The 25672-nt window shown below is 45.1% G+C and carries 18 protein-coding genes; 11 read left to right on the top strand and 7 right to left on the bottom strand.

What is annotated here, in order from left to right; translation table 11 throughout:
* Nucleotides 1–33 precede the first annotated feature (33 nt).
* The gene (locus tag HXZ99_RS09940; protein WP_194757140.1) at nt 34–879 is read right to left on the bottom strand and encodes a LysR family transcriptional regulator; all 846 of its coding nucleotides are present in this window, start codon (nt 877–879) and stop codon (nt 34–36) included.
* A gap of 185 nt (nt 880–1064) precedes the next feature.
* Between HXZ99_RS09940 and gcvT the strand changes: the two genes are divergently transcribed.
* The 3 genes from gcvT (at nt 1065) to gcvP (ending at nt 5583) form a co-directional block, all read left to right on the top strand.
* Complete coding sequence (gene gcvT, locus HXZ99_RS09945; RefSeq protein ID WP_194757141.1) at nt 1065–2150, top strand: glycine cleavage system aminomethyltransferase GcvT; 1086 nt, start codon at nt 1065–1067, stop codon at nt 2148–2150.
* Between the two features lie 53 nt (nt 2151–2203).
* Nucleotides 2204–2593, top strand: a complete 390-nt coding sequence (gene gcvH / locus HXZ99_RS09950; protein ID WP_194757142.1) for a glycine cleavage system protein GcvH — start codon at nt 2204–2206, stop codon at nt 2591–2593.
* Between the two features lie 107 nt (nt 2594–2700).
* Entirely contained in the window at nt 2701–5583 is a 2883-nt protein-coding gene (gene gcvP / locus HXZ99_RS09955; protein WP_194757143.1) for an aminomethyl-transferring glycine dehydrogenase, read from the top strand.
* Between the two features lie 303 nt (nt 5584–5886).
* On the opposite strand, the gene HXZ99_RS09960 is transcribed toward gcvP, so the two are convergent.
* The 6 genes from HXZ99_RS09960 to HXZ99_RS09985 all read right to left on the bottom strand — a co-directional run bounded on the left by HXZ99_RS09960 (nt 5887) and on the right by HXZ99_RS09985 (nt 15496).
* The gene (locus HXZ99_RS09960; protein ID WP_194757144.1) at nt 5887–6921 is read right to left on the bottom strand and encodes a UvrD-helicase domain-containing protein; all 1035 of its coding nucleotides are present in this window, start codon (nt 6919–6921) and stop codon (nt 5887–5889) included.
* A complete protein-coding gene (locus tag HXZ99_RS09965; protein ID WP_194757145.1) occupies nt 6906–8471 on the bottom strand; it encodes an ATP-dependent nuclease in 1566 nt (521 codons plus the stop codon). Before HXZ99_RS09965 ends, HXZ99_RS09960 begins: the two co-directional genes overlap by 16 nt.
* Before the next feature lie 135 nt (nt 8472–8606).
* Nucleotides 8607–11828: a type I restriction endonuclease subunit R gene (locus HXZ99_RS09970; RefSeq protein ID WP_194757146.1), complete on the bottom strand. Its 3222-nt coding sequence runs from the start codon at nt 11826–11828 to the stop codon at nt 8607–8609.
* Nucleotides 11825–13054, bottom strand: coding sequence for a restriction endonuclease subunit S (locus HXZ99_RS09975; RefSeq protein ID WP_194757147.1), 1230 nt, complete (start codon nt 13052–13054; stop codon nt 11825–11827). The genes HXZ99_RS09970 and HXZ99_RS09975 overlap by 4 nt, the downstream gene beginning before the upstream one ends.
* Nucleotides 13051–15060: a class I SAM-dependent DNA methyltransferase gene (locus HXZ99_RS09980; protein ID WP_194757148.1), complete on the bottom strand. Its 2010-nt coding sequence runs from the start codon at nt 15058–15060 to the stop codon at nt 13051–13053. The genes HXZ99_RS09975 and HXZ99_RS09980 overlap by 4 nt, the downstream gene beginning before the upstream one ends.
* Before the next feature lie 76 nt (nt 15061–15136).
* Complete coding sequence (locus HXZ99_RS09985; protein ID WP_194757149.1) at nt 15137–15496, bottom strand: hypothetical protein; 360 nt, start codon at nt 15494–15496, stop codon at nt 15137–15139.
* A 119-nt stretch (nt 15497–15615) separates the two neighbouring features.
* Between HXZ99_RS09985 and HXZ99_RS09990 the strand changes: the two genes are divergently transcribed.
* The 8 genes from HXZ99_RS09990 (at nt 15616) to HXZ99_RS10025 (ending at nt 25629) form a co-directional block, all read left to right on the top strand.
* The gene (locus HXZ99_RS09990; RefSeq protein WP_194757150.1) at nt 15616–16644 is read left to right on the top strand and encodes a DUF429 domain-containing protein; all 1029 of its coding nucleotides are present in this window, start codon (nt 15616–15618) and stop codon (nt 16642–16644) included.
* A gap of 521 nt (nt 16645–17165) precedes the next feature.
* On the top strand, nt 17166–18068 hold the full coding sequence (locus tag HXZ99_RS09995) for a TnsA endonuclease N-terminal domain-containing protein (RefSeq protein WP_194757151.1): 903 nt from the start codon (nt 17166–17168) through the stop codon (nt 18066–18068).
* Nucleotides 18056–20248, top strand: coding sequence for a hypothetical protein (locus tag HXZ99_RS10000; protein ID WP_194757152.1), 2193 nt, complete (start codon nt 18056–18058; stop codon nt 20246–20248). The genes HXZ99_RS09995 and HXZ99_RS10000 overlap by 13 nt, the downstream gene beginning before the upstream one ends.
* Complete coding sequence (locus tag HXZ99_RS10005; RefSeq protein WP_194757153.1) at nt 20241–21542, top strand: AAA family ATPase; 1302 nt, start codon at nt 20241–20243, stop codon at nt 21540–21542. Before HXZ99_RS10000 ends, HXZ99_RS10005 begins: the two co-directional genes overlap by 8 nt.
* A 4-nt stretch (nt 21543–21546) precedes the next feature.
* Nucleotides 21547–22461 (top strand): TniQ family protein, encoded by a 915-nt coding sequence (locus tag HXZ99_RS10010; protein WP_194757154.1) that lies wholly within the window; start codon nt 21547–21549, stop codon nt 22459–22461.
* On the top strand, nt 22458–24050 hold the full coding sequence (locus HXZ99_RS10015; RefSeq protein WP_194757155.1) for a TnsD family Tn7-like transposition protein: 1593 nt from the start codon (nt 22458–22460) through the stop codon (nt 24048–24050). Before HXZ99_RS10010 ends, HXZ99_RS10015 begins: the two co-directional genes overlap by 4 nt.
* The gene (locus tag HXZ99_RS10020) at nt 24031–24255 is read left to right on the top strand and encodes a hypothetical protein (protein WP_194757156.1); all 225 of its coding nucleotides are present in this window, start codon (nt 24031–24033) and stop codon (nt 24253–24255) included. The genes HXZ99_RS10015 and HXZ99_RS10020 overlap by 20 nt, the downstream gene beginning before the upstream one ends.
* Before the next feature lie 387 nt (nt 24256–24642).
* Complete coding sequence (locus tag HXZ99_RS10025; RefSeq protein ID WP_194757157.1) at nt 24643–25629, top strand: reverse transcriptase family protein; 987 nt, start codon at nt 24643–24645, stop codon at nt 25627–25629.
* Nucleotides 25630–25672: the final 43 nt, after the last annotated feature.

Below are 25672 nucleotides of genomic sequence, written 5' to 3' on the forward strand. Positions count from 1 at the left end.
GCGGTTTTGCGTCCGGTCAGGCCCAGATCCGTATTAGGGATTTAAGAAATCACTTAAATACGAGAGCAAATGCTCGGAAGCGTCGTTGGGCGATTGGCTATGGCGCTCAAGATAAATCCCAACCGTGCCGAGTTGCGGAAGATCTGGGTGGCGAATTTCCACTAAATCACTCGGCAGCGAGCTTTTGGCCAGCACGGTAATGCCCAAATCACTTTTCAGTGCGCTGCTAATGCCAGTGAGATCGGAGTTGGTGTAAGTAATGCGACAGCTTCGTCCGCTGTGTTTTAATGCCTGCAAAGTACGCCGCCGATAAATGCAGCCTTCTGCGGCAAGCACCAAGGGCACCGGACCTTGCCAAATAAATTCGGAACGACCGCTCACCCACACCAGCTGATCTTCTTTTACTTGCACCGCCGTTGGCGGCGCTTGCTCGGCCACGGTAAGAATGACATCAAAATGACCCCGACTGGCGCCAAGACGCAAATCACGACTTAGGGCAGAGGTTACTTCCAAGGTGATTTGCGGATAAGTTGCAGCAAACTGACCGAGCACGCGGGGTAATAGGGCCGTGGCAAACTCACTGGGAATGCCCAAACGCACCTGGCCGGAAATCGGTGTTTTCTCAAAGCGGGCTAGCAGTTGATCATGACTTTGCAGCAGTTGTCGGGCGCCTTGATACAATTCTTGTCCCGCGGCCGTTAGCTTAAGTTTGCCGCCCTCACGATCAAACAAAATAGCGTCGATTTGCTCTTCGAGTTTCTTTAACTGCAAACTAATGGCCGGCTGTGAGCGCCCTAAGCGTTCACCAGCAAGGGTAAAGCTCTGTAAATCAGTAACCATGACAAAAGATCGAAGGCTCTCGAAGGATAAGTGTTTCATAGGACGCCCTAGTGTTCGTTGGTGCCACATTGCTGCGGTTAAGTATTTATTTTAGCAATGTTTAACGCCTCTGTATAAGAAAACTTAATACAGGTATTAGGGTTTTTAATTTGTTGGCAACCTCTGAGCAACCTATAATGAGGGCCATCGAATCGAACAAAAAACCAACAGAAGTGAAATACGCAATGGCGCAACGCACTCCGTTATACCCACAGCATCTTGCTGCTGGCGCAAAGATGGTCGATTTTCATGGCTGGGACATGCCGCTGAACTACGGCTCACAAATTGAAGAGCACCATGCAGTGCGTCGTGAAGTAGGCATGTTTGATGTGTCTCACATGACGATTGTTGATGTCACTGGTCCCGAAGCTAAAGCTTACCTGCGTCGGTTGTTAGCCAATGACGTTGAGAAATTAAAAGTCCCGGGTAAAGCACTGTACTCTGCCATGTTAAATGAAACCGGCGGTGTGATTGACGATTTGATTGTGTACTTCTTTAGCGATGTTTCTTATCGCTTGGTGGTTAACTCAGCAACCCGTGATAAAGATTTGCAGTGGCTTGAAAAGCAAGCGGGCGAATTTGATGTGGCCATTACTGAGCGTACTGAATTTGCGATGCTGGCCGTGCAAGGCCCGCAAGCAAAAGAGAAAGTAAGTGTACTGATGAACGAAGATCAGCATGCGCTGGTAAGTGACATGAAGCCGTTCTTTGGTATGCAGCTCGATGATTTATTTATCGCCACCACAGGTTACACCGGTGAAGCAGGCTACGAGCTAATTATTCCAGCCGACCAAGTGGGTCAGGTGTGGGATAAGCTGTTACAAGCAGGGGTTCACCCTTGTGGCTTGGGCGCACGTGATACGCTGCGCTTGGAAGCGGGCATGAACCTTTATGGCCAAGATATGGACGAAAATGTATCGCCATTGGCTGCCAACATGGCGTGGTCGGTTGCGTTTGAGCCAAGTGAGCGTAACTTCGTAGGTCGTTCAGCGCTAGAAGAGCAAAAAGCTGCAGGTACAGAAAAACTGATTGGCTTGGTAATGGAAGAAAAAGGTGTTCTACGTGCCGGCCTAAAAGTAATTGTTGAGGGTGGTGAAGGCGTGATTACATCAGGCACTTTTTCGCCCACGTTAGGATACAGTGTCGCCATGGCTCGAGTCCCTCAGCCAGTAGGTGATACCGCGCAAGTGGAAATGCGCAAAAAAATGGTTACAGTAAAGGTGGTGAAACCCTCCTTTGTTCGGCATGGCAAGGCGGTTGTTTCCGCTTAAACTTCAGCACACATTTTTCAACGGACTTAGTCTTTTGACACAAGGGTTACAACATGAGCAATGTACCAAACGAATTAAAATATGCGTCAACCCATGAATGGATTCGCGATGAAGGCGATGGCGTATACACAGTAGGCATCACAGATCACGCGCAAGAGCTATTAGGCGACATGGTGTTTGTTGAATTGCCAGAAGTTGGCGACAGCGTTGCAGCCGGCGACGATTGCGCAGTAGCCGAATCGGTAAAAGCTGCCTCTGATATTTACGCACCTATTGCAGGTGAAATTATCGCTGTAAACGAAGAGCTAGAAGACTCACCAGAGTTAGTAAATAACGACCCATTTGGTGATGGTTGGTTATTTAAAATTAAAGCCGACGACGAGAGTGAAGTGGCAGGCCTGCTCGACGCAGAAGGTTATGCAGCTTCTATCGAAGAAGACTAACATCTTGAACACAGCAAGGCCCCGGTATTGCCGGGGCTTTGTTGTTCATTAATCCAAGAACAAGGCAACTTGTTCATACACGCTGAAGCAATGCAGGTATAAGGTCAATGAGCAGTAAATCACTGAAGCAGCTCGAACGTCATGATGAATTTGTGGCGCGTCATATTGGTCCGGATGAAAATGAACAGCAGGAGATGCTGGCATACGTAGGTGCCGAGTCATTAGAAGCAATGACCGCACAAACCGTTCCTGGGTCGATTCTTCGCGACCCGTTTTTGGCCGTGGGTGATTCGATGACAGAGCGAGATGCTCTGGCGCGATTAAAAACCATCTCCAAGAAAAACAAAGTATTTAAGAGCTTCATTGGGCTCGGGTATTACGATACCTTGCTGCCGAATGTTATCTTGCGCAACGTGTTGGAAAACCCGGGTTGGTATACCGCCTATACGCCGTATCAGCCTGAAATCGCGCAAGGTCGCTTACAAGCTATTTTGAACTTCCAACAGATGACCATCGATTTGACCGGCCTTGAGCTGGCGTCGGCGTCTCTGCTTGATGAAGCCACCGCTGCAGCAGAAGCCATGGCGATGGCCCAGCGTGTGAGTAAATCAAAAGCCAACGCATTCTTTGTGGCCGACAATGTGTTCCCACAAACCATCGACGTGGTAAAAGCACGGGCTGAAATGTTTGGCTTTGAAATTATCCAAGGCCCTTGGCATGAAGCGGGCAACCACGACGTATTTGGTGCCTTATTCCAAAGCCCAGCAGCTGACGGTGAATTGCTCGACCTCACCGACGTGATTGCCCAGGTGCAAAGCAAGAAAGGCCTCGTGGCTGTTGCCTCTGATTTGATGGCTTTGGTTGCCACTAAATCGCCGGGCGAAATGGGCGCCGATATGGTGTTCGGTTCTGCCCAGCGCTTTGGTGTACCTATGGGCTACGGCGGTCCACATGCTGCTTTCTTTGCCACTCGTGAGAAATTTAAACGTGCGCTGCCAGGACGTGTTATCGGTGTATCTAAAGATGCCCGTGGTCGCGTCGCACTGCGTATGGCGATGCAAACGCGGGAGCAGCATATCCGTCGTGAGAAAGCGACGTCTAACATTTGTACGGCTCAGGTACTACTGGCCAACATCGCGTCGTTTTATGCGGTGTACCACGGCCCTGAAGGCCTAAAGAACATTGCTGATCGTATTCACCGTTTAACCGACATTCTTGCGCTGGGTTTAAGCAAGAACGGCTTTTCACCGGTGCATCAAAAGTATTTCGATACCTTAACCATTGAAGCCAGTGGCGAGCAGCGTGCCGCTATTTTAGCGCGCGCAGAAGCCGCGGAAGTGAACTTCCGTACCGATCGTCCGGGCATGCTTGGCATTAGCGTAGATGAAGCGAAAAACCGTGCCGATATCGCCACCTTGTTTGATGTGATTTTAGGCGAAGGCCATGGTTTAGACGTGGCTGCGTTGGATTCAGAAGCACAATCCATGCAATCTATTCCAACGGAGCTAAAACGTACGTCGGAGATTTTGACGCACGAGGTATTTAACCAGTATCACTCTGAAACCGAGATGCTGCGTTACATCAAACAGCTTGAGAACAAAGATTTAGCCTTGAACCACAGCATGATTTCATTGGGCTCATGCACCATGAAATTAAATGCCACCGCGGAAATGATTCCGGTGACGTGGCCAGAGTTTGGCGGATTGCATCCGTTCTGTCCGCTGGATCAAGCCCAAGGTTACCAAGAGTTGTTATCAACCCTTTCAACCTGGTTACTGGACATTACCGGTTACGATGCAATGTCGATGCAGCCGAACTCAGGTGCGCAAGGTGAGTACGCAGGATTGCTAGCGATTCACCGTTATCACGCCAGCCGCGGGGAAGGGCATCGTAACATCTGCCTAATCCCTGATTCAGCTCATGGCACCAACCCAGCGTCTGCACAAATGGCGGGCATGAAGGTGATCGTGGTTGATTGTGATAAGAACGGTAACGTGGATATCGCCGATTTACGCGCCAAAGCCGAAGAAGTGAAAGATCAGCTAAGCTGCGCGATGGTGACGTACCCATCAACTCACGGTGTGTACGAAGAGAAGATTCGTGAAATCTGTGACATCGTGCATGAGTTTGGCGGTCAGGTATACATGGACGGTGCCAACATGAACGCACAGGTGGGTGTGACCTCGCCTGGCTATATCGGCTCCGATGTATCCCACCTGAACTTGCATAAAACCTTCTGTATTCCACATGGTGGTGGCGGTCCGGGTATGGGTCCTATTGGCGTGAAGAGCCATTTAGCACCGTTCTTACCAGGGCATGCGTTGCTGAATGGCGAAGGCTTAGCAACAGGCAACCCAGCAGTATCGGCAGCACCCTTTGGTAGTGCCAGCATTCTGCCTATTTCGTGGATGTATATCGTCATGATGGGCAGCGCCGGCTTGCGTAAAGCAACCGAAGTAGCCATGCTCAACGCGAACTATATGGCGAAACGTCTGAAAGAGTACTACCCAGTGCTGTATACAGGCCGTAACGACCGTGTAGCGCACGAGTGCATTATCGATTTGCGCCCACTTAAAGATGCCTCTGGCATTGCTGAGATTGACGTGGCAAAGCGCCTGCAAGATTTTGGCTTCCACTCGCCCACCATGTCGTTCCCGGTAGCGGGCACGCTCATGATTGAGCCAACGGAATCGGAATCGAAAGCTGAAATGGATCGCTTCTGCGACGCCATGATCGCGATTCGCCAAGAAATCGACAAAGTGGCCAACGGCGAATGGAGCTTAGAAGCGAACCCACTAGTGAATGCCCCGCATACCTTAGCGGACATCACCGAAGCGTGGGATCGCCCATACAGCGTTGAGCAAGCCGTATTCCCGAAAGCCTGGTTACGCGACCATAAATTCTGGCCAAGCGTAAACCGCATCGACGACGTGTACGGCGACCGCAACTTTATGTGCAGCTGCCCACCGTTGAGTGCTTATCAGGAGTAGGTGGGGGTTGATATTCCCATGAAATAAGTCGTTTAATGGGAATAAATAAGTCGTTTACGGTAAATAAGACGTTTAAAAGTGAAGCCCGCCTTGTGCGGGCTTCACTTTTCAATTTGCCTAACTGTGCTTTTGTAAAAATTGATGCTTGTCTTCGAAGCTTCTGATCCTGCTACTTCGGCTGTCTGCATAGTTCTTAGCATACGGAAAGGTCGTAGTTGAATAGCAGCGATTCATTTGTAAATAATTCTCTAAATCTCTAATTGGACGAATATTCAAAAAGATTATAAAAAAACTCTTAACTACTCATTTTTTATATTGTGATAAAAACTTTTCATCAACAAAGTACAGATTTCCATTTGCTCTAGTACAAGCGACGTATAGCTTATTTCTTGTTGTAGCAGCCAGAGAAGCTAGTCTACCCTGCTTAAATGCCTTGTATGTAGTCGGGTTTAATACAGCGCAGACATCAATGTGGTGATCAATACCCTTAGTATTGCCCCAGTTATCTGTGTTTCCTGTATATTTATTGCTCTTCTGATAAAATAGTTTAACAATAGAATTATCTGCATAAATGGCATCTATTTCATCGGGACGATCTATCAATCGAACCTCAACTTCGGATGATTTATTCGAGCCAATATTTATACCTAGATTGTCTTCGACAAATGAGCAAACAGCAGGTGGGCAACGGTAGCTATTCGAAAGCGTTACTAAATCAATAGTATATCCTGCTTTTATAAGTTGTCTAGAATATGCCTCAAAGCTGTCATGGAGGCTTTTTTGAACATTCAGATCTATGCTAGTTTTGAATGTATGTTGATAGAAGTCACCGACCAGACAAACATTAACATTCAGTTTGGCTAGCTCACAGGCGAAATTGAAGTCATTGCCTGATAAATCTTGAATTTCGTCAATATAAACACTGTCAAAAAACTTTTCTATTCGTTCAAGAACCTTATTGATTGCTTTGGATTTGATAAGTAGTTTAGATATTCGGTTCGAAAAAACTCTTCCATTCTTATCGATATAATGTTCTCGCTTATTCATCTTTGAGAACTGAGCGTATTTCGGAAGAGGATAATCAAAATTTATACCTTTGGTTTTTAGGTCATAACCTAAGATTGGTCTATAGCAAAAAGCGTAAAGAAATGAGAAATAGCTATAAACCCTTACACCCTTTGGAATGCATCCTAACTTTTTAATTATTCGACGTACTAGTTGATCTGTGTTGTTGTCTGTATAAGTTATAATCAGACAACGACTATCCTCAGTAACTGAATTGATTATTAGAGATGTTTTACCTGCTCCAGCAACCGCAAATACTACTCGTTTATCCATGCAACCGCCTCTGCTATATAGCTTGGAATTATTAATTCAGCAGCATGGCTTTCCAGTAGTCTTAGAGCACTCTCTGTTTTGTTGTCTAACATGAACTGTAAAGGTGTCTTCGTGATGTTCCCCCCGGAAAACAAAGCATCACAAATAGCTGAGTTGGCCTGATACAGACAAATTTCAAAGGTGGATTTGGTAACATCTTTTTCAGCAAATATCGCTATAGCTTGATCAGTATACTCGGAATAGTTATCTACGCATTTTGACTGAAAATCACCATCATTATCCCGAACAACGGCGGTTCTAATGCTAAGAATTCTTGCCAAATCTAAATATCTCTTAAAACTAGTTCCCCCGACAGAAATGAGATGCACACCGTCTGCCTCTGGTCGTTTCCCTGTAGCCAATTGGTAGAACGCATCAAAAAGGATATATTCAGCATCACCTTCAACCAAAATTACCTTTTGTGAAAGTGCGAACTCTAGAATGTTATTGTCAGGTGCTTTCACAAAAAACTTAGCAGTTGATGCAGGTAAGGTATTAAGTGTCAATGGTTCGAGACTTGAGCTGTTTATCAGTATTGAATTCCTTAGGTCTAATCGTGAACTGATTAGGCTGTTATGAGTAGCAATTATTATCTGATTTTGATGAGATTCCGATATTTTTAAAATCAACCGCTTCATATTTGTGTGGCTTAGGTGATTTTCTGGCTCTTCAAGTAGCAGTGTATCTATTACTCTCTTCTCTGAGTTTCTGCTCAGTGCAAATTCAGTTTTAATAAAACACTGCTGCCCTTTACCTCTTTCATCTATCGGAATATTGTCTTGAGTTAAGGTGATATCAGTTTCTAGGTTATATTTTGAGCCAGTTCGAAGCGAGAAATCATAGTCACCCAGAGTATCATTTACTATCTGCAATGAATTATTTTTAAATGAAAGTTTTTGCTGTCGATAGTCGTTTTTTAACAGCGCTCTATTTGGGGAGTCAACAGTAGATTCATATACACTTTTGATATACTCCCGATTGGCGTGTTCACTGTTAATTTGAGAACTGTCTATGGTTAAGCATTTAAACAAACGTCTATATCCAGAGAATGCCTCTCCACTGAAAGTGATAAACTTTACTTCATAAAACTCAAATGGAAAGTTCTGGCTACCAACCGCAAGCACTGTATTTATTTCTTTTGCTAGCTCTTGATTCGGCTCACAGACCATATGTAGGCCGCTTGCATCAACTTTATCGGTATTGTGATTTCCGAATAAATCAGGATTAGTCTCGTCACTTAAATAAATTTCTACATGTATCTTTGGTAAATCTTCGAATTGTTGCGTTCCGTGCAAAAACTCATCAACACATTCTTTGTTAAATAAGGTTTCAAAACCAACATTCTCTAACTTACTTCGGTTACCGCTGGCAACCAGTTCAATGGCTTGTAGTATCGTGCTTTTACCAGCCTCATTGTCACCAATAATGGTATTTATGTTTGGATTAAAGTCTATCAATAGCGTTCTAAATCGCTTGAAATTTGTCAGCTTAAGTTTTGTAACATTCGCCATGCTTAATCAATCCTTGAATTGTTTGAGATATCTAGACGCCTGCTTAATTGCCACCAATAAACTGCGCACTGATCAATCATTTTTAGCCGAGACTCTTCCTCTTAGGGGAGGGGAGTTCCGTTTTTCGTTCTAACCTTACAGTCCAACCCCACTAAAGTGTGTATATTTCATTGACTGCCGCTGCTGCATGAAAATATGCTGGAACACCAGCTCTGCTTTTTCGTCCACTTCATCGGGGCCAAAGCTGGCTGGTAGGCCGCTGTTTTCGTCCCATAGGAAGTCTTTGATCTTTACCTTTATTTCGTCGCGGGTGCCTTGCTTGGCGGCGAAGTCTTGAATTCGTTGTAGCTCTTGGTTGAGCGTTTTATACAGCGATTCGGCAACCTTCTTTATTTTGTTTGTGTCGGCTTTGGCTAGATTTGGTTTGAGTAGAAGATCAAATAGCGCTAGCGACTCCTCGGTTAGACCTTCTTTCACTGCGCGTTGCTCTTCTTCAGATAGGTCTTCAACTAATTTGAGCAGCGCATCAAACGTAGCTTCGATGGTCACACGGTCTTTCTCGCTGTTGTATTCGCTCACGATTTCTTCGTAATGTTTTTGAAAGTCGGTACGAGTAGGGTTTTGCATCAGCAGCCTTAGTAACTTGCGTTCGACCATTTCTTTGAGGCTTGCAACGGTGCTGTTTTTGGCAGGGGATCGCTCAAATTCCTTGCGTAAGCGTTCAAAGTCGATTTTGCTGATATCGTAGGGCTTGGTTGGCTCTCGCGTGCCACCGCCTGTCTCGATGCTATCCTCGATGATTTTATGAAGCTCTTGCATAATGTCTGAGATGTCTGCTCGCTCAACATCTTTCTGCAAGCTCTTATAAATAATATTGATGGCATCGTAAGCTGCTCGATATTGATTGATCGCCTTGATTGTCAAGCAAGCTTTGAACTTCTTGAATACTTCACGAGATAAAATCTCGTAGCGTTTTCGGGATTCATCGTTTTCGTTCACGGCCTCTTTGGCGTCAATAATAGCCTTGTTGCGGGCAAAACCAGCTTTTTCTAATACGTCCTCAAGTCGGAACTGTTTCGCAGTCAAAAATGCTCGAACGGTATCAATTGACTCGCTCAAATCAGCTAGCAACTCTTCATCAGGCTTAACTGGATCGACTTCATTGGGGAGTTCGCCTTCACCACCGCCGATACCAACATGCCCGGCGAAAGTGGCAAGTGCTTTACGTAGGTTTTTAAGAATGCCGCAATAGTCGACAATTAATCCATTGTTCTTGCCTTCAGCAACACGGTTCGCACGGGCAATGGCTTGCATCAGTGTATGAGCCTTCATTGGCTTGTCGAGATAGAGGGTAGAAAGTGTAGGGACATCAAATCCAGTGAGCCACATGGCGCACACAATAGCTACCCTGAATGGATGTTCTTCTCTTTTAAAGGCACTTTCCATATCGATGCGTTTACCATCGGGTGTTTCAAATCCTTCTTTTATCAGTCGACGGTGCGGGGTGATATCCAAGCCCCACTTTCTGAATTTATCGACTTCACCTTGCTCTTCACTGACGACTACCGCCGTGATGGTTTCTTCCATCCAAGCCAGTTTGCGTTCAATCTCCATAATGGCTTGTTCATCGCTCAGCCTGTCGCGTTCTTTTTTAAGTTCTGCGACCTTAGCTAGCCACTTCTCAATAATAATTTGCTGCATGCGCACGCAGGTGACTTTATCGATGCAGACCAACATCGCTTTGCCTGTTTGCCAGCCTGTACTGTAGTGTTCAACAAAGTCTTCCGCGATACTGTCGAGGCGGGACTGAGCCGTAATGATATGATAATCGCGTTTCAGTTCGCGCTCTAAACGCTCTGAAACATCCTGATCATCAATTTCCAGCTCTTCTACTTTCGCGGCAATTTTTTCATTCAATTCATCGGTTGCCAGTCCCAACTTCTCACCTCGCGCATCGTAGTAAAGTGGTACTGTGGCGTTATCTTCTACAGCGCGCTGGAAACCGTAGGTTGAGATGTAGTCGCCGAATACGCGTCGGGTTATCTGGTCATCTTTGAAGAGTGGGGTGCCGGTGAACCCGATATAACTGGCGTTGGGCAATGCATTACGCAGATTTAGCGACAAGCGACCATATTGCGAGCGGTGTGCCTCGTCGGTAATCACAATAATGTCACTACGATCTGAGTAAGGCTCGTCAGGGTCGACATCCTGATTAAATTTCTGAACCAACGAGAATACGTAGGACTTATGCTGATTCAGCAGTTCTTTTAAATGATTACCTGATGATGCGCGGCAAGGATCTTTGTCATTGTCGACTAGTTTACAGCCAGCAAAGGTGTTGTAGATTTGCTTGTCGAGATCTTCACGATCGGTACAGATTAAAAACGTGAAATTACCGCCCAGTTTGCGGTGGATTTTGCGAGCAAAAAATACGATAGAATAGGATTTGCCCGAGCCCTGTGTGTGCCAGAAGACTCCCAGTTTTCCCTTGCGCGCTTCGCGATCTTCGAATGCGCTGATAGCCTTGTTTACCCCGAGGAATTGGTGGTTGCGGGCGATAATTTTGACCAGCTTACCGTTGCTCTCATCAAAAACGGTGAAGTTCTCAAACAAATCGAGGAAATTGTGTTTGTTACAAATTCCTTTGAATAGGGTTTCCATATCCACTATGCCGGGTTCGGCTTCGGCCAGTCGCTTCCAGTCATTAAAATGTTCAAACTTACTGGAGATTGAACCGATCTTGGCATCCACACCATTAGCTAAAATTACAAAGGCATTGTGATAAAAAAGGTGAGGAATAGTGTCTTTATAGTCAGATAGGTTGCTCTCGTAGGCGTGACGGATGTCCTTGTGAATGGTCTTACACTCGATAAACAGCAGTGGAAGACCATTCACAAACCCAACAATATCAGCACGGCGGCGATAGATATCACCGCGCACCCAGAGTTCGCGTACACAGAGGAAATGATTGTTCTCTGGGTTTTCAAAATCAAACACCTTCAGACGTTTCTTTTCCAGCTCACCTTTGGCATTGCGATATTGTACGAGCACACCCTTTTTTACGCGCTCGTACTGCTCAAAGTTGATTTGTAGGGTGTTTTCAGTCACAGGAGCTTCGGTGATTTGACGAAGCGCATCCTGGTAAGCGGCCTGAGGCAGGCCGGGGTTAAATTTAACGAGCGCCTCACCAAGATAGCGGGTTAACACCACCTCTTTATCGGAATCACGGCCAAGCAAACCCTCCTTGCCAAAGGTTTCCATGTTGTAGGCAAACACGTTGTCCCAGCCCAGCTCGGTTTCCAGATAGTCGGCTGTAGTGGCTTGAACCAGCGTATCTTCGTTCAGTGGTGGGTTCATACGGTAAGTTCTCCGCTCATGAGTTTAGGCAATAATAAATTTCTGGCACGAACCAATTTATTGTTTTGGTCTATCAGGTTTAAGCGTAGTGAAAAGCTAGATTCCGTTTGATCTAAAAATGAATGTAACATTTTAAAGGGAGGACAAGGGCAAGGAATGGATTCAATTTGCTTAGCACTAATATTAGGTTGAGCTGCACCACCAGCCAAATTTGAAATTGAAGCTTGAGCACTATCAGAGTTAAAAAAGGAGAGTAAAAATGGTGTTACATCTCTTCCTATCAAAGAAGTAAACTTGCCGACTCGCTGATTTAAATAAAAGCGTTTTGAACTCGGTGGTAGTATTCCAACTTTGCCCACCGTTGCTCCAGTCATTGCGATAAGCATGTCACCTGCTCGCAATTCGAACTTTGCGGCTTTTTCGGCCACACTATCATCAACGCATTGGCAGTTTTCGGTATGTATCGTGTTGGCGCTGCTAATATTTTTAATTTTGATTACAGGGTTCCCTTCATCAATCCAGTCTCTACTCTTAAAAGCAAACCCTGAAAGCACTTTAGAGAAATTACCTACACATCCTTTCGCCCATCCTTCTGGCACTCCATCGACAATTCTGGCGTGCTCATGGCCGGGGAAACGGAAGCGGACGAACCATTCTTTATAAAGCTGCCGCGCCGATTCTTCCAGCAAGGCAATCCTGCGCTTGTTGTTTTCAATAAGGTCATCGTATGAAGATAAAATATTACCTATTACTATCTGCGTTTTTAAGGGGAAGTAATCAATCTCAAAACGCTTAATTATTCCGATGCTTAAATTTCGTTGGGCTCCGGCTACAACCAAACCAAGAAGCCTTCTTCGATTTTGCATTAGAGAATAATACAGAAACCTGTAGTCACACTTTTCTGGGGCCGCGAGCATTGCACAGCATGCTTGGTTAGTTGCAAGCTCACTTTGCAGTATGCCTAGGCTGGTGATTGTTTTACCATCACCATACATCGCCATTAAAATTGTATTTTCAGGAAGCTTCTTGGCTGACGAGTTCTCAAGTCCTGCTATTGTTATTTTCTCTTCGGCGTCGAATATTTTAGAGTCTTTTAACTCTCCAGTTTTAACCCAAGGTATAGTGCCTCCCTCCCAGTATTCTTGTACTTTCCTTGAGGGCGTTCCGCCGCTAGAAACTCTAATGCAAAGCTCTTCAATGGAGATTTTGGTTGGATAACCACTCATACACCTAACTCCTCAAAGTTCTTCTGGATCTGAGCAGCAAGCTGGTCGGCTTCTTCATTAAGGCCTTTTAGTTCAATATGGATATCCCTCAGAGTTTCTTCAAAATCGAAGTCTTCATCTTCGACTTCTGCGGCAACGCCGACATAACGTCCGGGGGCTAGGCTCCAGTCGTTCGCGGCAATTTCTTCTCTGTCTACTAACCTCACAAGTCCTGCAACGTCTTTTAGATCAGCATCGGGGAAGCGCTCTTGCAGCCAATGAGCTTGTTTGTAGAAATAACGAATAAGTTTCAGCTGCTCGACTGTCTTTTTGCGATGTTCATCTAACCCTTTAATCAGTTTGTTGAGGCCTTTCTCGCCGCTCTCTTTCGCCCGCTTTTCGGCGAATTTGTATAGCTGGTCGATTTGCTTGATTAAGTCGCGGCTAGTTTCGGCAATCGGCTCCAGTCCATTGGCGAAAGCAAGCAGTCCTGAATTGTCTTTATTGGCTTGCTGCCATGCTGTGCTTTTAGCATCAATGTCTGACCCAAAGGACGCGATGTCTTGGCGTAGCACATCAAATGCAGAGCTTGTATCGGCATCCACCTGAGGCAGCTTGTTTAGCAAATCTTGGGCTTGATCAACAAAGGTATCCATGGCTACCTTGCTTGTTGCAGCTTCCTCCAACGCATGCGATAGATGCTGCTCAACGAGTCCAACATAACGGTCGGTTTCACCTCGATACAGCCAAACAATAGCGGTCAGATTGGCGAGTTGCTCAGGAGAGAAGTCATAGATTTTACGGGTAACTTTGCGATACACATGACGCGCATCCAGCATGAGTACTTTGTCGTTATGTTTGGCAGGCTTTGCCTTGTTGAAGAACCATAGTTCACAAGGAACAGAGCGGGTATAGAAAAAGTTTGAGCGAATGGATACCATGGCATCAACATGGCCGGTTTCCACCATCTTGCGCCGCACCTCAGTCTCGCCACCACCAGAACTGGAAGCTTGTGATGACATGACAAAGCCTGCGCGGCCATTCTCATTCAAATAGCTGTAAAAATACGACATCCATAGGTAGTTGCCGTTGGATACACTGCCTTTTTTATTGACGCCCGGAAGACCAAACGGCAATCGCGGATCGTTTTTGATTTTCTCGGCGTCCACATCGTCGACGTTGAATGGTGGGTTCGCCATAACAAAGTCGGCTTTGCCGATAAAATCGTGCGGGTCTTCGTAATAAGAAATCGCTTTGTTGATGCGTCCTTCTAAGCCATGAACTGCAAGGTTCATTTTGGCTAAACGGATGGTGGTCGGGTTTTTCTCTGCCCCATAAAAAGTAACCAAATCCTGCGGGTTCTTGTGCATACTCTCTATGAAGTGAGCACTTTGCACGAACATGCCGCCAGAGCCGCAGGCAGGATCAATGACATTGCCGTGGTCGGGCTCAATTATATTCACGATGAGCTGAACCAGTGAAACTGGTGTAAAAAACTCCCCACCGTCATGAGCGCTTTGGTTAGCAAACTGGGTCAGGAAGTATTCGTAGATACGGCCAAAGATATCCCCCGTCGCCTTCTTTAGTGCAGGATCATTGAAGGTGCGTATTAAGTTACCCAGAACATCATTGTCCAGCTCCTGATACTCGCTTTTGGGCAAAATACCATGAAGTGTTTCATAGTCAGCTTCGATGGCTTCCATGGCATTAATAATGGCCTGAGCACGGTCGTCGGCTTCAGTTAAATTAACGAGGAATTCAAACTGGGCTTCATCGCGTAAGAAAATCGCGCCTTTACTGGAAAAGTCCTCTTTGGTTAACGGGCGGGTAACGCCGCCACGCGAGGGTAGCGAAGCCTCAATTTTTGGTTTCACCGCAAGGTAGCGACTGTAGGCATGGCGCAAGAAAATCAGCCCCATCACGGGCATAAAGTACTCGTTACTGGCGTAGTTACTATTCGCCCGCAAGTTATCTGCGCTGCCCCATAAGCGATTTTCAATTGCTTCGATATTTTCCAGTTGTGCCATTACTTCTTCTTCTCCGGCCTATGGCCTAGTGTTATTTGTCTCAAAGGATACTTTTGGCTAAATGCGCCGACGCAACTCAAAAAATAAAACCTGTGATTGCTACCGCTAAAGCAGCAACTGAGATCCATAAAGCTTTCTTAGCGGTTTGCACTGATTTATATGATAAATAGCTGAAGTAGGCATTGGCATTTAACTGCCAATGACAAAAAGTATTATCGGCATTGGTGTTATCTACCGTGGTATATCTTGCAAGGCTACCATCATCTTTCGGGTCGAGGCAGATATCCCGCATGATCCGAGCAAGTTGATGTCGACTTAATCGGTTTAACTCTTTGCTTTTAGTCGCTGACTGCACGCTGAATGCTTCATTCTGCGATGCTTTTTCTAAAACGTATTCAACGACCCTCAGCACATCAGGGTGCTTCTTGCGTATCATTTGACCAATCCTTAGTATCAACGCATGTTGGTGTAACCTTGGCGATTCGTGCTAATGCAAGCGCTGCGAGATATATTAAATTTCTTCGATATCGTGCCACAAAGGCGGTTTAAACGGAAATGATTCAAATCATCAAGTATACATATCCTACTGAGAAGATATTTGTCAGCTCCTGCATGGATTCTGGAGAGGATGACTTCAGTGGTTTTGACTGGAGCGCATTCCGTAACGACCTATCCAAATTGCCTAAAAGTCAGCAGGCAGACTATTTTACTCGACGTGAAGTGCTGTCGGAGCACAATGATTGTCACAAGCATACGATGATGCAAATACTCAATGAATCCATAAACCAATATCAGTCCAACGATCCAGCGATTGGATATAACCTGTCTCAAGCGGGGTCAGAGGGCTGTGATAATCACTTGGATGGCTGGCGAGTGGGTATGGATGGCTGCAAGGCAGGATGGCTTTACATAGCTTCCTGTGGCTCAGAAACAAGGTTTGGAATCATAGGCACAGTAAGCGAAATATTTGAATTGTTTGATAACATCACTGGTGTTTTCATTGATATTCCAATTGGCCTTTACGATAGAGACGCTCAAGCGCGAGAATGCGATACGTTAGCTCGTAAAGCACTTAAGCCTAGAGGGTCAACCGTTTTCCCAGCACCTGTTCGACCATGCTTGCAAGCCGAGTCGTATGATAACGCCTGTAGCATTAGCGCTGAGCTTACAGGCAAAAGGTTGTCTCAACAGGCCTTCCATATTTTCAACAAGATAAAAGAAGTTGACGATCTATTGCAGCAACGCCCCGAACTCAAAAGCATAGTTCGAGAAGTCCACCCTGAACTTGGCTTTTGTATGCTCAACAAGCGTATCCCACTGCTAACGCAAAAGAAACGATCTGAAGGTATTGAAGAGCGGCTGCATCTGCTTGAAAAGTACATTAGCGATGCTCGCGCCATCTACCAAAGCGCCCTTGCACAATACCCACGCAAATTGCTGGCTAAAGACGATATAGTTGATGCGATGATGTGCTGCTGCATAGCTAGAGCACCTGTTAGCGAAAGAGCGACACTTCCTAATGCCCCAGCTAAGGATGCCATAGGTATTGAAATGGCTATGCATTTTTATTTGCCAGCGAAGTAACAGGTGTAGTGGCGAAATCAGTTAGTTTTTAACACTAACGACCTGATAGCGTCAGCACAATTATCGCTCTCCAGTAATTCGAAAACAGCTTTATCTTCGAAGCATGTCTGAGGTGAAGTAAATGCCTCAAAGGCACTGTTCTTACCGCACTTTTGGTGGCTTAGAAATAACTCAAATGCAATTAGTTTGTCTTCAGTGACTTTAATCATGACTAGACTCGTAAATGTTTTCTATTAATTTATTAGTCTGCCTCAGAGCCATTGTCAAAGGGAGGTGTGTTGACGTTTTAATATTTTTTGTTATTATAAAGAGGTTCTCGCCTATATTTCATAGTCAATCAGTCATAATTATAAAATAAAAATCTGAAATGGTCTCATATAATGATCTATAAGCGTTAGTTATTTTTTTAGATTTGCGTATTTTATTGGCTTTTACAATGGATATTGTGTTTTTTAAAGGTTTTGTTTGATCGGTTTGTTATTTGCGTCTAATTTCAGATTTGTAGCCACTGGAATTAGACAATGAAGAACCCAAATAAACCAAAGATTAAACAGCCAAGAGTCACCGAGCTGACTCAAAACAAAATTGAGGCGTATCTTGAGCGCCGAGCTTTTGAGGGTAAATACGTTTCGTATATAACTGCGCGACAATTCTCAAGTGCGGGAAATGCTTCTTCTGAGCAGCTCGGAGCAGACTCAGGCCGACATGAATACTTCTCAGACTTAGAGCGCCGATTCGGAATCACGCTCTCATATCTTAAAAACGTATCAGCTGTTAAGACGCAGTATCCGCTTCTCGATGTTGATACAACCCTGAGTGTAGCTTCTCGCTTGAATATCCCTCACCCTCGATTTGCACCAAAGAGAGGGTTGGTGAAAGAGGAAAATCAAGGCTATCAAGCAGCCATCATGACGACTGACTTTCTCTTTCAGTACGCAGATGTCATAACGGGCGAGATAAAGAAAATTGCCGTTTCGCTCAAGTATGATGACGATATCGTGGTAAAGGATGACTCGAACAGGGTTATTGCGCGAACGCAAGATAAGCTTGAGATTGAGCGCACCTATTGGATCGAGGAGCGTAAAGCTGAGTTTAAGCTAATTACTTCCTCTCATTGGACAGTTGGCTCGATATTCGTTAACAATATCGACACCGCTCGCCGCTTTCGAGATCTTGATATACCGCATGGTATTCTCAGAGCGTCCCAAATAGCGTTTTTGGAGGAGCTTCAACGTTCACCAAGATATCGCCTAGCAGACTTAGTCCATAAAGTGTCGACTCGAACAGTCATATCGTTTGAGAAGACATTCGCCATATTCTGGTATTTGATATGGCACAAAGGTCTACAGCTCGATTTGTTTCGACCATTGAATGATGCAAGTTTTGTTTTCCCTGCGAGGGAGGACTTTGCATGGGCTTGGTAGTAGCACATTCCTCCGGCAAATTTGATTTTAGCGTCAACGAGTTGTTGGTTCATAAATCATCTCCCGACAAGGTGTATACCGTCTGTTGGGTCTTTCCAAAACGCAACCAGATAGCGCTTTCTCTTCAGCGAACTCGGCCAACAAAACCAATTATCTTACCCGTCGGTGGTGATATCGATGGTGATGCATGGGAAGAGTATGAAAGGAAGCCTAATGACTTTACAGGGTCTCGATTATATTGCTCAGAAACGAACGAAAAGCGGGCTATAGCGCTAGCCAAGTACGACAAGATAAAGCCAATTATCGAGTCAGGGGATATTGAACTTTACGTGAAAGGCGATCTCGGAGGGTTGCAGCTCCGAACATATGTAAAAGAAGCCCGGCTCACGGTACAGACGCTCTACAAATATCTCAACCAGTATCTTGCTTTTGGCAGCCACCCGCTGGCGTTGCTGCCGCTGACATTCGTGTGTGGAACCCTTAGAGAACTTCCACTTAACGCAAAATTAGCCGAGCAGAGACGTATTGAACGAGGGGGAAATTACTTTGGTGTCAAAGGTGCTTCGGACGATTACCTGCGGCGTGAATTTACTGCTGAAGATCTGGAAAGACTACAGAAATTCATTTCAAAATTCTTGCCGAATGCTCCAGATCATAAGCTAGCATCCTTACATGGATTGTTTGGCGCCACCCTTTGTAAATCAACTACTACGGTATTTGGCCAAGAAGAGGCATTTACAGACCCCCAAAAGCGACTATCGATTAATCAATTCAGTTATCACTTTATTAAGCATGTCGATCATGTGGCTTGGGCTAGCTATCGAAAAAGCCAAAAGCACGTTCAGAATAATAATGATATCTCCAGAGGTAAGGCACAAGACTACTCACTCGGGCCATCTCACACTTATGAAATTGATGCCACTCGCCTGAACCTATATGTCGTGTCCCGTATTCCAGCAAAAGATGGGGAAAGTAAGAAAAGGATTCTGGGTAGGCCTTACTTGTACTTCGTGGTGGACAGCTTTTGCAGCAAAATCGTTGGATACGCCATCACTTTTCAGGAGGGCACCTCAGCGGTAAAGAAGGCCTTGTACAACGCGTTTACAGATAAGGTAGCTTTTTGCGAGCGCTATGGAATTCGAATCAATGAAGATGATTGGCCTTGCCATCATATTTGTATCCGACTGCTGTGCGATAGGGGAGCGGATTACAAGAAAAAGCTCTTCGATGACATGGTTGCGGCTGATCTTCTTCTCGAAACTATCACCTACGCAACCGCTTATATCAGTCGTAGAAAAGGAAGCGTGGAAGTTAACTTCAACGCCTCAGATTTGATCTTGTTTCAACAATTACAGGGAGCTGTAAAGCCAAATCCTGCAAAGGACGCGGCGCATGTATCCAACGATGCGGAAGTTGATATAGTGACGCTAAATCAACTTATTATTGAAGCAATTTTATCGTTCAATAAGCGCAGAATTAACTTTACTCGACTGCAAACTTTTGATGTTTTTGAGGGCGTCAAACCCACTCCTTTAAGTCTGTGGAAGCGCCATATTTCTCGACGCATGGGCGGCGGCATCCAAAAACCAAAGGAATTGGTAATGTACTCGCTACTAGATCAAGAAGTGGGTGTAGTGAAAAAGGATGGGATTCATTTAACTTCAAATAAATTAGTTTACCGCACGACTCATAAGGGCTTTCAAAGCTGGCAGCAAGAATGCCTAGTAAGGGGCAAGGCTCCCGAAATCAAAGTCAGAGTAAACCCTGATGATCCCAGATATATGTGGTTTCGCTCTGAGCAGTTTGGCAATGAAATCATCGAATTCACGCTTGCGTCTCACTGCGAGAGATTTGAGGAGCTTCTGCAACAAGAGATTGAGGAGGTTCGGGCCATGGAAAAACGCAGTACTTCAATAAATAATAAAGATCGAAGCGGAGACCGAATTGAGTTACAGGAGTCTATTCTTGAAGCCCAACATGCAATCCATGAAGGCGGCGCTGCACCGAAAGTTGACCGAAAGGGAATCGCTGCGGGAATCAAGGAAAACTTTAAAACTGAACAAAAACTTGAAGTGGCTGGTGACGTCATTGAGACCCGTCGAGTTTTTGGTACTTCGGCTGAAGACTATTCGTATAGCCCTGAATCCTCCTCAAATAAAGGAGGGTTTGACGATGAGTAACAATGTATTTTTGCAACAATGGGTGGATGGAAACCCATTCATTATGACTCTTGAAAAGTTGAAGCTGACTGAGCCTGAATTGATGTCAAAGCTGGCAGAGCGTGACGATTTACTAGACGGTTTTAGCGCAGCTCCCGAATCTATCAAACGTATTGGCCTTTCAAAAAAGTTTTTTGTGCCACCTGAGTACAGCTACGAACTCTATGAGCGTATTTACCACTTGGTGTTAGTTGGCTACTTGAATCGTCACCCAAAGACGGATGACTATGACAAGTATCTGCATGATATCGAAGCAGGCAAGCAAAGTGTAAAAAATGTCCCTAAGCCAACGTCTATTCTTGATGCTGGTACATCGATGTTGATGTTAGGAAGGTCTGGGCATGGCAAAACCAAAGAGGTCGATAAGATTTTGTCTTGCCTAGATGTAAAGGGTCACTTCCACCCACCTAGTGAGGAAACTGGCTGGCGTCGCGTTCCTCAAGTTTTGTGGATAAAAGTGTTCATCAAAAGCACCAGCAGTAAACGCCCATTTTTGCAGTCAATTCTCAATGCTATAGATGAAAAGCTCGGTAGTAATTTAGCCTCTCGGTTGCCGTCCGCGACAGTAGGTGACGAAATAATCTACGTGATAAAGATGTGCCGAATGGTCGGGCTAGGGATGATTGTCGTTGACGATGTCCAGTTCGTATTAAATGCCAATAAAACCAAAGACGCGAAGAAGCTAACGAACGAGTTTTTGGAGGATTTATATAACGATCTGTGCATTCCCATGTTTTTCATTGGAACACCTGAGGTTACGGACTTATTCGCTGATAAAAATCAGCCTGAACAGACTGAACGACGCTTGATAAGTGATGGGTTATTTCGCGTTCAAGACTACAAATCTGACTCTCCCACGTGGCACGAGCTGGTTGAGGCGACGATGCTTAACTTCCTAGGTTTAAAACGAGACTGGCTTAATGACAATCTTAAACAGATACTTTTTTACTACTGTGAGGGAAACGTAAGTAAGCTCAAACGGTTAACTGAGTTTTTGCTGACTGAGAAACAAAAGCTAACTAAATCAAGCCTGTCAGAGCGCATTTACCGTGCGCATTGTGAAACTCATATTCGAAGCGAATCGATAAAGCCGAAACTGCGAGGACCTCAGGCGGTGTCTCCTGTTCGCAAGCAAACTGAAGAGCCTGTAGCGGATAATAAGGAGCCAACAGAAACACTACCCGTAGACCCTAAAGTGCAAGCTCGTAATGAGCGTGTGAAAGCATTGATTGCGCAGGACATGGAGGTCGAGTAGCCATATGAACAATGACTCACTCGTAACCATGATGTTTGACAATGTGCTGCTTCAAAAGGAGGAGTACTTCCCCAGTTATGTGTATCGATTGATGCAATTTGCCAACTTTATGGGGGCAAACCATTTTCTTGATTTACTGAAGATCTCCAGCTCGCGACAGATTGGTGAGACACTCCCCCGGTGGGCGGTATCCTTGGTTACTCAGAACTACGGTAATCATCGAGTTTCAGAGGTTGTTGATAACAACTTACTTGGGTGCTTCTGGCGAAGCTTTATTGAAGATGATGAAGTTACGCGATTCCTAAATCAGCAAACGGGCAAGCGAGCGACTGGAAGAGTCCTGTTTAACGCCGAAAAGGTATTTCTGCCTTTTCAGTCTATCAAGCTGTGCCCTGAGTGTTTTAATACATCGGTAGAGGCGTATGGCGTTGGCGTTTGGAATGCTCAGCATCAGGCTGCGACATCGTTTATTTGCCATAAACATCAGCAAATACTTCTTCAGCGCCCCGTGTCTCAGTTTAACGGCTTTGAATTCAGTCAGTCGTTCTTTGATAAAGACGCATACGTTGCCCCCAGCATAACACTGTTTCATCGATGGCTGGATTTTGAGACAAATCGAATTTACCAGTTGGGCGTTGAAGCGCACAGGGAGGAGGTAAAACTTCACAGAAACGTATTCATGGAAAGTAGTTTTTACTCACACAAGCGCTGCGCAAAGGGTGTTTATTTGGATAAAAAGTGGAGACGGGCGCTGAGCAAATACTTAACGATTCTGTTCCCGCATATGAAAAACGAGGCTGAAAAAATTTCGAGCAACGCTGCACTGCACGCTAGCAATATCATGAGCGTTAAGTCATCCGTACACCCTTTGCTTTACCTGCTGTTTAAGTTCTTTTACTTGTACGATTTTAAGCCATGAGCATCGCTCTCTACGCACCAAGGATTCAGCCGGATGAGACGCTCTACTCATACGTAGCAAGGTGTCAGCACGTATGGGGCATGCGCAATTCTCGGAGTCTTGCTAAAGACTGGTTTGGTCGAGAGTCGGTAAGCATCAACCAAGTGCTCCCAATTGAAATCAGCAAGATCGCGAATTGGTCTGACTATGAAACGAATTATTTGTTGAGCAAGCATACGCTACTTGATCTGTATGGCATCTTCACTGGCCGCAATACAGAGTTGAAGCGTGTAATGCTGGGCAGCAATGCGCTATCGCTGGCTAACACATCGACGTTGTCACAGCTCGGGCATAAGTCGGTGGGTTATTCTTGTATCTGCCCCATTTGTTACAACAGTGATGTTGCAAGAATTGGTGTGGGTTACTGGCATTTAATTCATCAGTTCAATGGAGTAACAGCTTGCCCTACTCACCAGTGTGAGTTGGTTGAAAGCCGAACGGACAGTCGTCAATACATACTGCCATCGTTACCCAACAATTATGTTTATGACCGAGCGCCTGAGATGCAGGTGAGATTTGCTAAATTTGTGGCTAACTGTATTGAGCAATCAAGGCTGTCAAATGAGAGAGCCCACGATGATTTGCATCGTTATCCAGTTCTCTTCAAACGAGGACAAAATCTGGATATGAGAAGTTTAATGCATTTGCTTGATGCAATTGAGCTTGGACTGGACATCCCGAAAATCGTTAACGAACACCACGTTCGTAAAATCCTCCGCAAACCCTTAAGTCCGATACATCCATTTAAGGCTCTAATCTTACGGTTTGCGCTCTCATTCCTATCCGTAGACAACAGAGAAGCGCCTGTCAGCGCCCCTAAAGGCGTGACCGACAAACAGGCTCGTCGGTGCGCTGTACTGCTTCGCGAAGCAAAGTACAGTATGCGAGAGGTTTCAAGACGCGTTGGAGTCAGTGTCGGATATGTAAAGCAAACTGCCAAACTGATGGGGGTGAGTATCGACCAGCGACGACAAACGATAACCCCAGACATTGAGCGCAACATTAAAGGTATGGCTATCGGAGGGGCGTGCCGGAATGATATCGCTAGCAAGTTTGAGGTATCAGTTGGTGCGGTAGAGCAGATTATTCAATCTGTGAGTGGTTTAGTGGTTTGGCGACAATATTTGCGTTTGCTTTCAAAGCGAAATAGCGCTCGTAAGGTTTTATTGGAGATGATGAAGCAAAACCCAAATCACAACCGGACCCAGCTTAGACAGCTTGTTCAGAAAGAGTATGGTCTGCTGTACAAGTACGATAAAAAGTGGCTCTTTGATGCACTGCCTGCCAATGAGAAACGGCAATATTATGGGCACAAATTATGGTTGCGAAGAGATAAAGAGCTGCTCCCTCAACTGAAAGAGTTCATTCGTTTAGCTCTTGAGGATAAAGGGGAACTGCCATCGCAATATGAAACCGATCAAGCATTAGGCGGACACAGTTGGTTTAACAGATCACCAGCAAAGCTGCCAGTTTGTAGCCGCTTTTACCGAAGAGTCACGAGGAAATTTTCACACTGTAAGGATAAGGAAAATGTCACAGTCGCAAGATAACAAAGGCGAAATAAGCATTGACGATGATTTGATTGCCGCTGCCGAGGCTGCTTTGGAAGAACTACCCAAGACAGTTGATGAGATGATCGAGAGATGGGTCTATCTCGGCAAAGCTGCGGCTAATCAGCTCACTGAGGAAGAACAGTTACTGCTTATGGTTGGGTCGGGAAGGATTGTAATTAAAGATGCTAATGGCAATGGTTGATGACAGAATTTATGCTCTACCGATGTATTTCAACACTTACTACCTCGATGGCAAAAGCCCGCAGTAGCTCTATATAAGCTCGTGCTCTTAATGATTTGTAAAGTTCAAATTTTATGATAACGTTAGATAGTCGTCGTACCGACGATTCGTTACGCCACTGATAATAGATTCAGCTGATCTTTCTGATTTAAATCAGAAGCTCTCAAATTGGAGAGCAATAGGGGAGAACTCCGACAGCCTCCTCAACGAACCGCCGTTGAGTTGGACGGTAGGATCAGCCATGGTAGATAGTATCATTATCAGCTGAGAGTTAGTGGTATTCGAGCTATCTACCTGAGCTCTTTAGTATGGGCTGGCTGATTCCTATATCGGAAAAGGAATTAAATAATGACGTATAGGATGTACTTTGAAAGAAAAGTAAGCGGTCCGATAGATTCCAGAGCTAAACTCTGCCAAGCCCTTTCCATAGGTGACGAAGAGTTAACGCAGGCTCTAGCGCTCACTGAGGCTGAGAGATACACTGAAAGCAGTGTGCCTAAAGCAGATGGAACTACTCGAACTATATACAACCCTCACCATAAAATCAGAAAACTACAGCGACGTATTAACACTCGATTTTTTAACCCTAGCAAAAAGATTCACGGAAATGACTCCGGCATCATTCGATGGCCATCTTACATATTTGGTTGCGTCCCCAACGACATAGGGGATGATGGTGAAACGGAAGTACAGAAAGATTATGTAGCCTGTGCTCGTGTCCATTGTCCTTCAAAAAGTATCCTTAAAATGGATATTAGCGATTTTTACAACAATGTTCATCGGGATTTAGTTTTAGAAGTCTTCAAAGATATGCTTGGATTCACAGATGATGAAGTAGCATCTCTTCTGACAGATATATGCTGTAAGGGCGATAGCTTAGTTCAAGGCGGTTTAACATCTAGTTACTTAGCATGTTTAGCGCTCTACGATGAAGAGCCAGAAGTAGTTAGAAGGCTGAAGCGAAAAGGCTTCAGGTACACGCGTTTAATTGATGACATAACGATTTCAAGCCCAAATGAAAATGTTAATTTTGACTACGTAAAAGATCTAGTAGTCAATATGCTTCACGCAAAGGAACTCCCTGTTAACAGAGATAAGACGAAAGTTCAGTATGTTTCGACCGAACCTTTGTTAGTTCACGGACTTAGAGTTAACTTTAAGGAACCAAGACTCCCAAAGGGAGAAGCTGCACGAATTCGCGCCAATGTTCATAACGTAGAAAGGTTGGCGAAGGAGAGGCATTACCGCACTATTCACCCATACAGGCGTGACTTTAATAAGTGTATGGGGCGCGTCAATAAGTTGGCTCGTGTTAATCCCCCTCTGGCAGGATAGTTGTCACCCCTTAAAATTTAACCAGTTGGGGCGTTAAGGCTTA

The sequence above is a fragment of the Aliidiomarina indica genome (assembly GCF_015354615.1).
Classification (GTDB): Bacteria; Pseudomonadota; Gammaproteobacteria; order Enterobacterales; family Alteromonadaceae; genus Aliidiomarina; species Aliidiomarina indica.

What these genes read in the sequence shown, in the direction of transcription:
- HXZ99_RS10025 (WP_194757157.1), top strand. Translation starts at nt 24,643, where the DNA reads ATGACGTATAGGATGTACTTTGAAAGAAAAGTAAGCGGTCCGATAGAT.
- HXZ99_RS09960 (WP_194757144.1), bottom strand. Translation starts at nt 6,921, where the DNA reads ATGGATAAACGAGTAGTATTTGCGGTTGCTGGAGCAGGTAAAACATCT.
- HXZ99_RS09980 (WP_194757148.1), bottom strand. Translation starts at nt 15,060, where the DNA reads ATGGCACAACTGGAAAATATCGAAGCAATTGAAAATCGCTTATGGGGC.
- HXZ99_RS10000 (WP_194757152.1), top strand. Translation starts at nt 18,056, where the DNA reads ATGGGCTTGGTAGTAGCACATTCCTCCGGCAAATTTGATTTTAGCGTC.
- HXZ99_RS10015 (WP_194757155.1), top strand. Translation starts at nt 22,458, where the DNA reads ATGAGCATCGCTCTCTACGCACCAAGGATTCAGCCGGATGAGACGCTC.
- gcvT (WP_194757141.1), top strand. Translation starts at nt 1,065, where the DNA reads ATGGCGCAACGCACTCCGTTATACCCACAGCATCTTGCTGCTGGCGCA.
- HXZ99_RS09970 (WP_194757146.1), bottom strand. Translation starts at nt 11,828, where the DNA reads ATGAACCCACCACTGAACGAAGATACGCTGGTTCAAGCCACTACAGCC.
- HXZ99_RS09990 (WP_194757150.1), top strand. Translation starts at nt 15,616, where the DNA reads ATGATTCAAATCATCAAGTATACATATCCTACTGAGAAGATATTTGTC.
- gcvP (WP_194757143.1), top strand. Translation starts at nt 2,701, where the DNA reads ATGAGCAGTAAATCACTGAAGCAGCTCGAACGTCATGATGAATTTGTG.
- HXZ99_RS09975 (WP_194757147.1), bottom strand. Translation starts at nt 13,054, where the DNA reads ATGAGTGGTTATCCAACCAAAATCTCCATTGAAGAGCTTTGCATTAGA.
- gcvH (WP_194757142.1), top strand. Translation starts at nt 2,204, where the DNA reads ATGAGCAATGTACCAAACGAATTAAAATATGCGTCAACCCATGAATGG.
- HXZ99_RS10020 (WP_194757156.1), top strand. Translation starts at nt 24,031, where the DNA reads ATGTCACAGTCGCAAGATAACAAAGGCGAAATAAGCATTGACGATGAT.
- HXZ99_RS09940 (WP_194757140.1), bottom strand. Translation starts at nt 879, where the DNA reads ATGAAACACTTATCCTTCGAGAGCCTTCGATCTTTTGTCATGGTTACT.
- HXZ99_RS10010 (WP_194757154.1), top strand. Translation starts at nt 21,547, where the DNA reads ATGAACAATGACTCACTCGTAACCATGATGTTTGACAATGTGCTGCTT.
- HXZ99_RS10005 (WP_194757153.1), top strand. Translation starts at nt 20,241, where the DNA reads ATGAGTAACAATGTATTTTTGCAACAATGGGTGGATGGAAACCCATTC.
- HXZ99_RS09985 (WP_194757149.1), bottom strand. Translation starts at nt 15,496, where the DNA reads ATGATACGCAAGAAGCACCCTGATGTGCTGAGGGTCGTTGAATACGTT.
- HXZ99_RS09995 (WP_194757151.1), top strand. Translation starts at nt 17,166, where the DNA reads ATGAAGAACCCAAATAAACCAAAGATTAAACAGCCAAGAGTCACCGAG.
- HXZ99_RS09965 (WP_194757145.1), bottom strand. Translation starts at nt 8,471, where the DNA reads ATGGCGAATGTTACAAAACTTAAGCTGACAAATTTCAAGCGATTTAGA.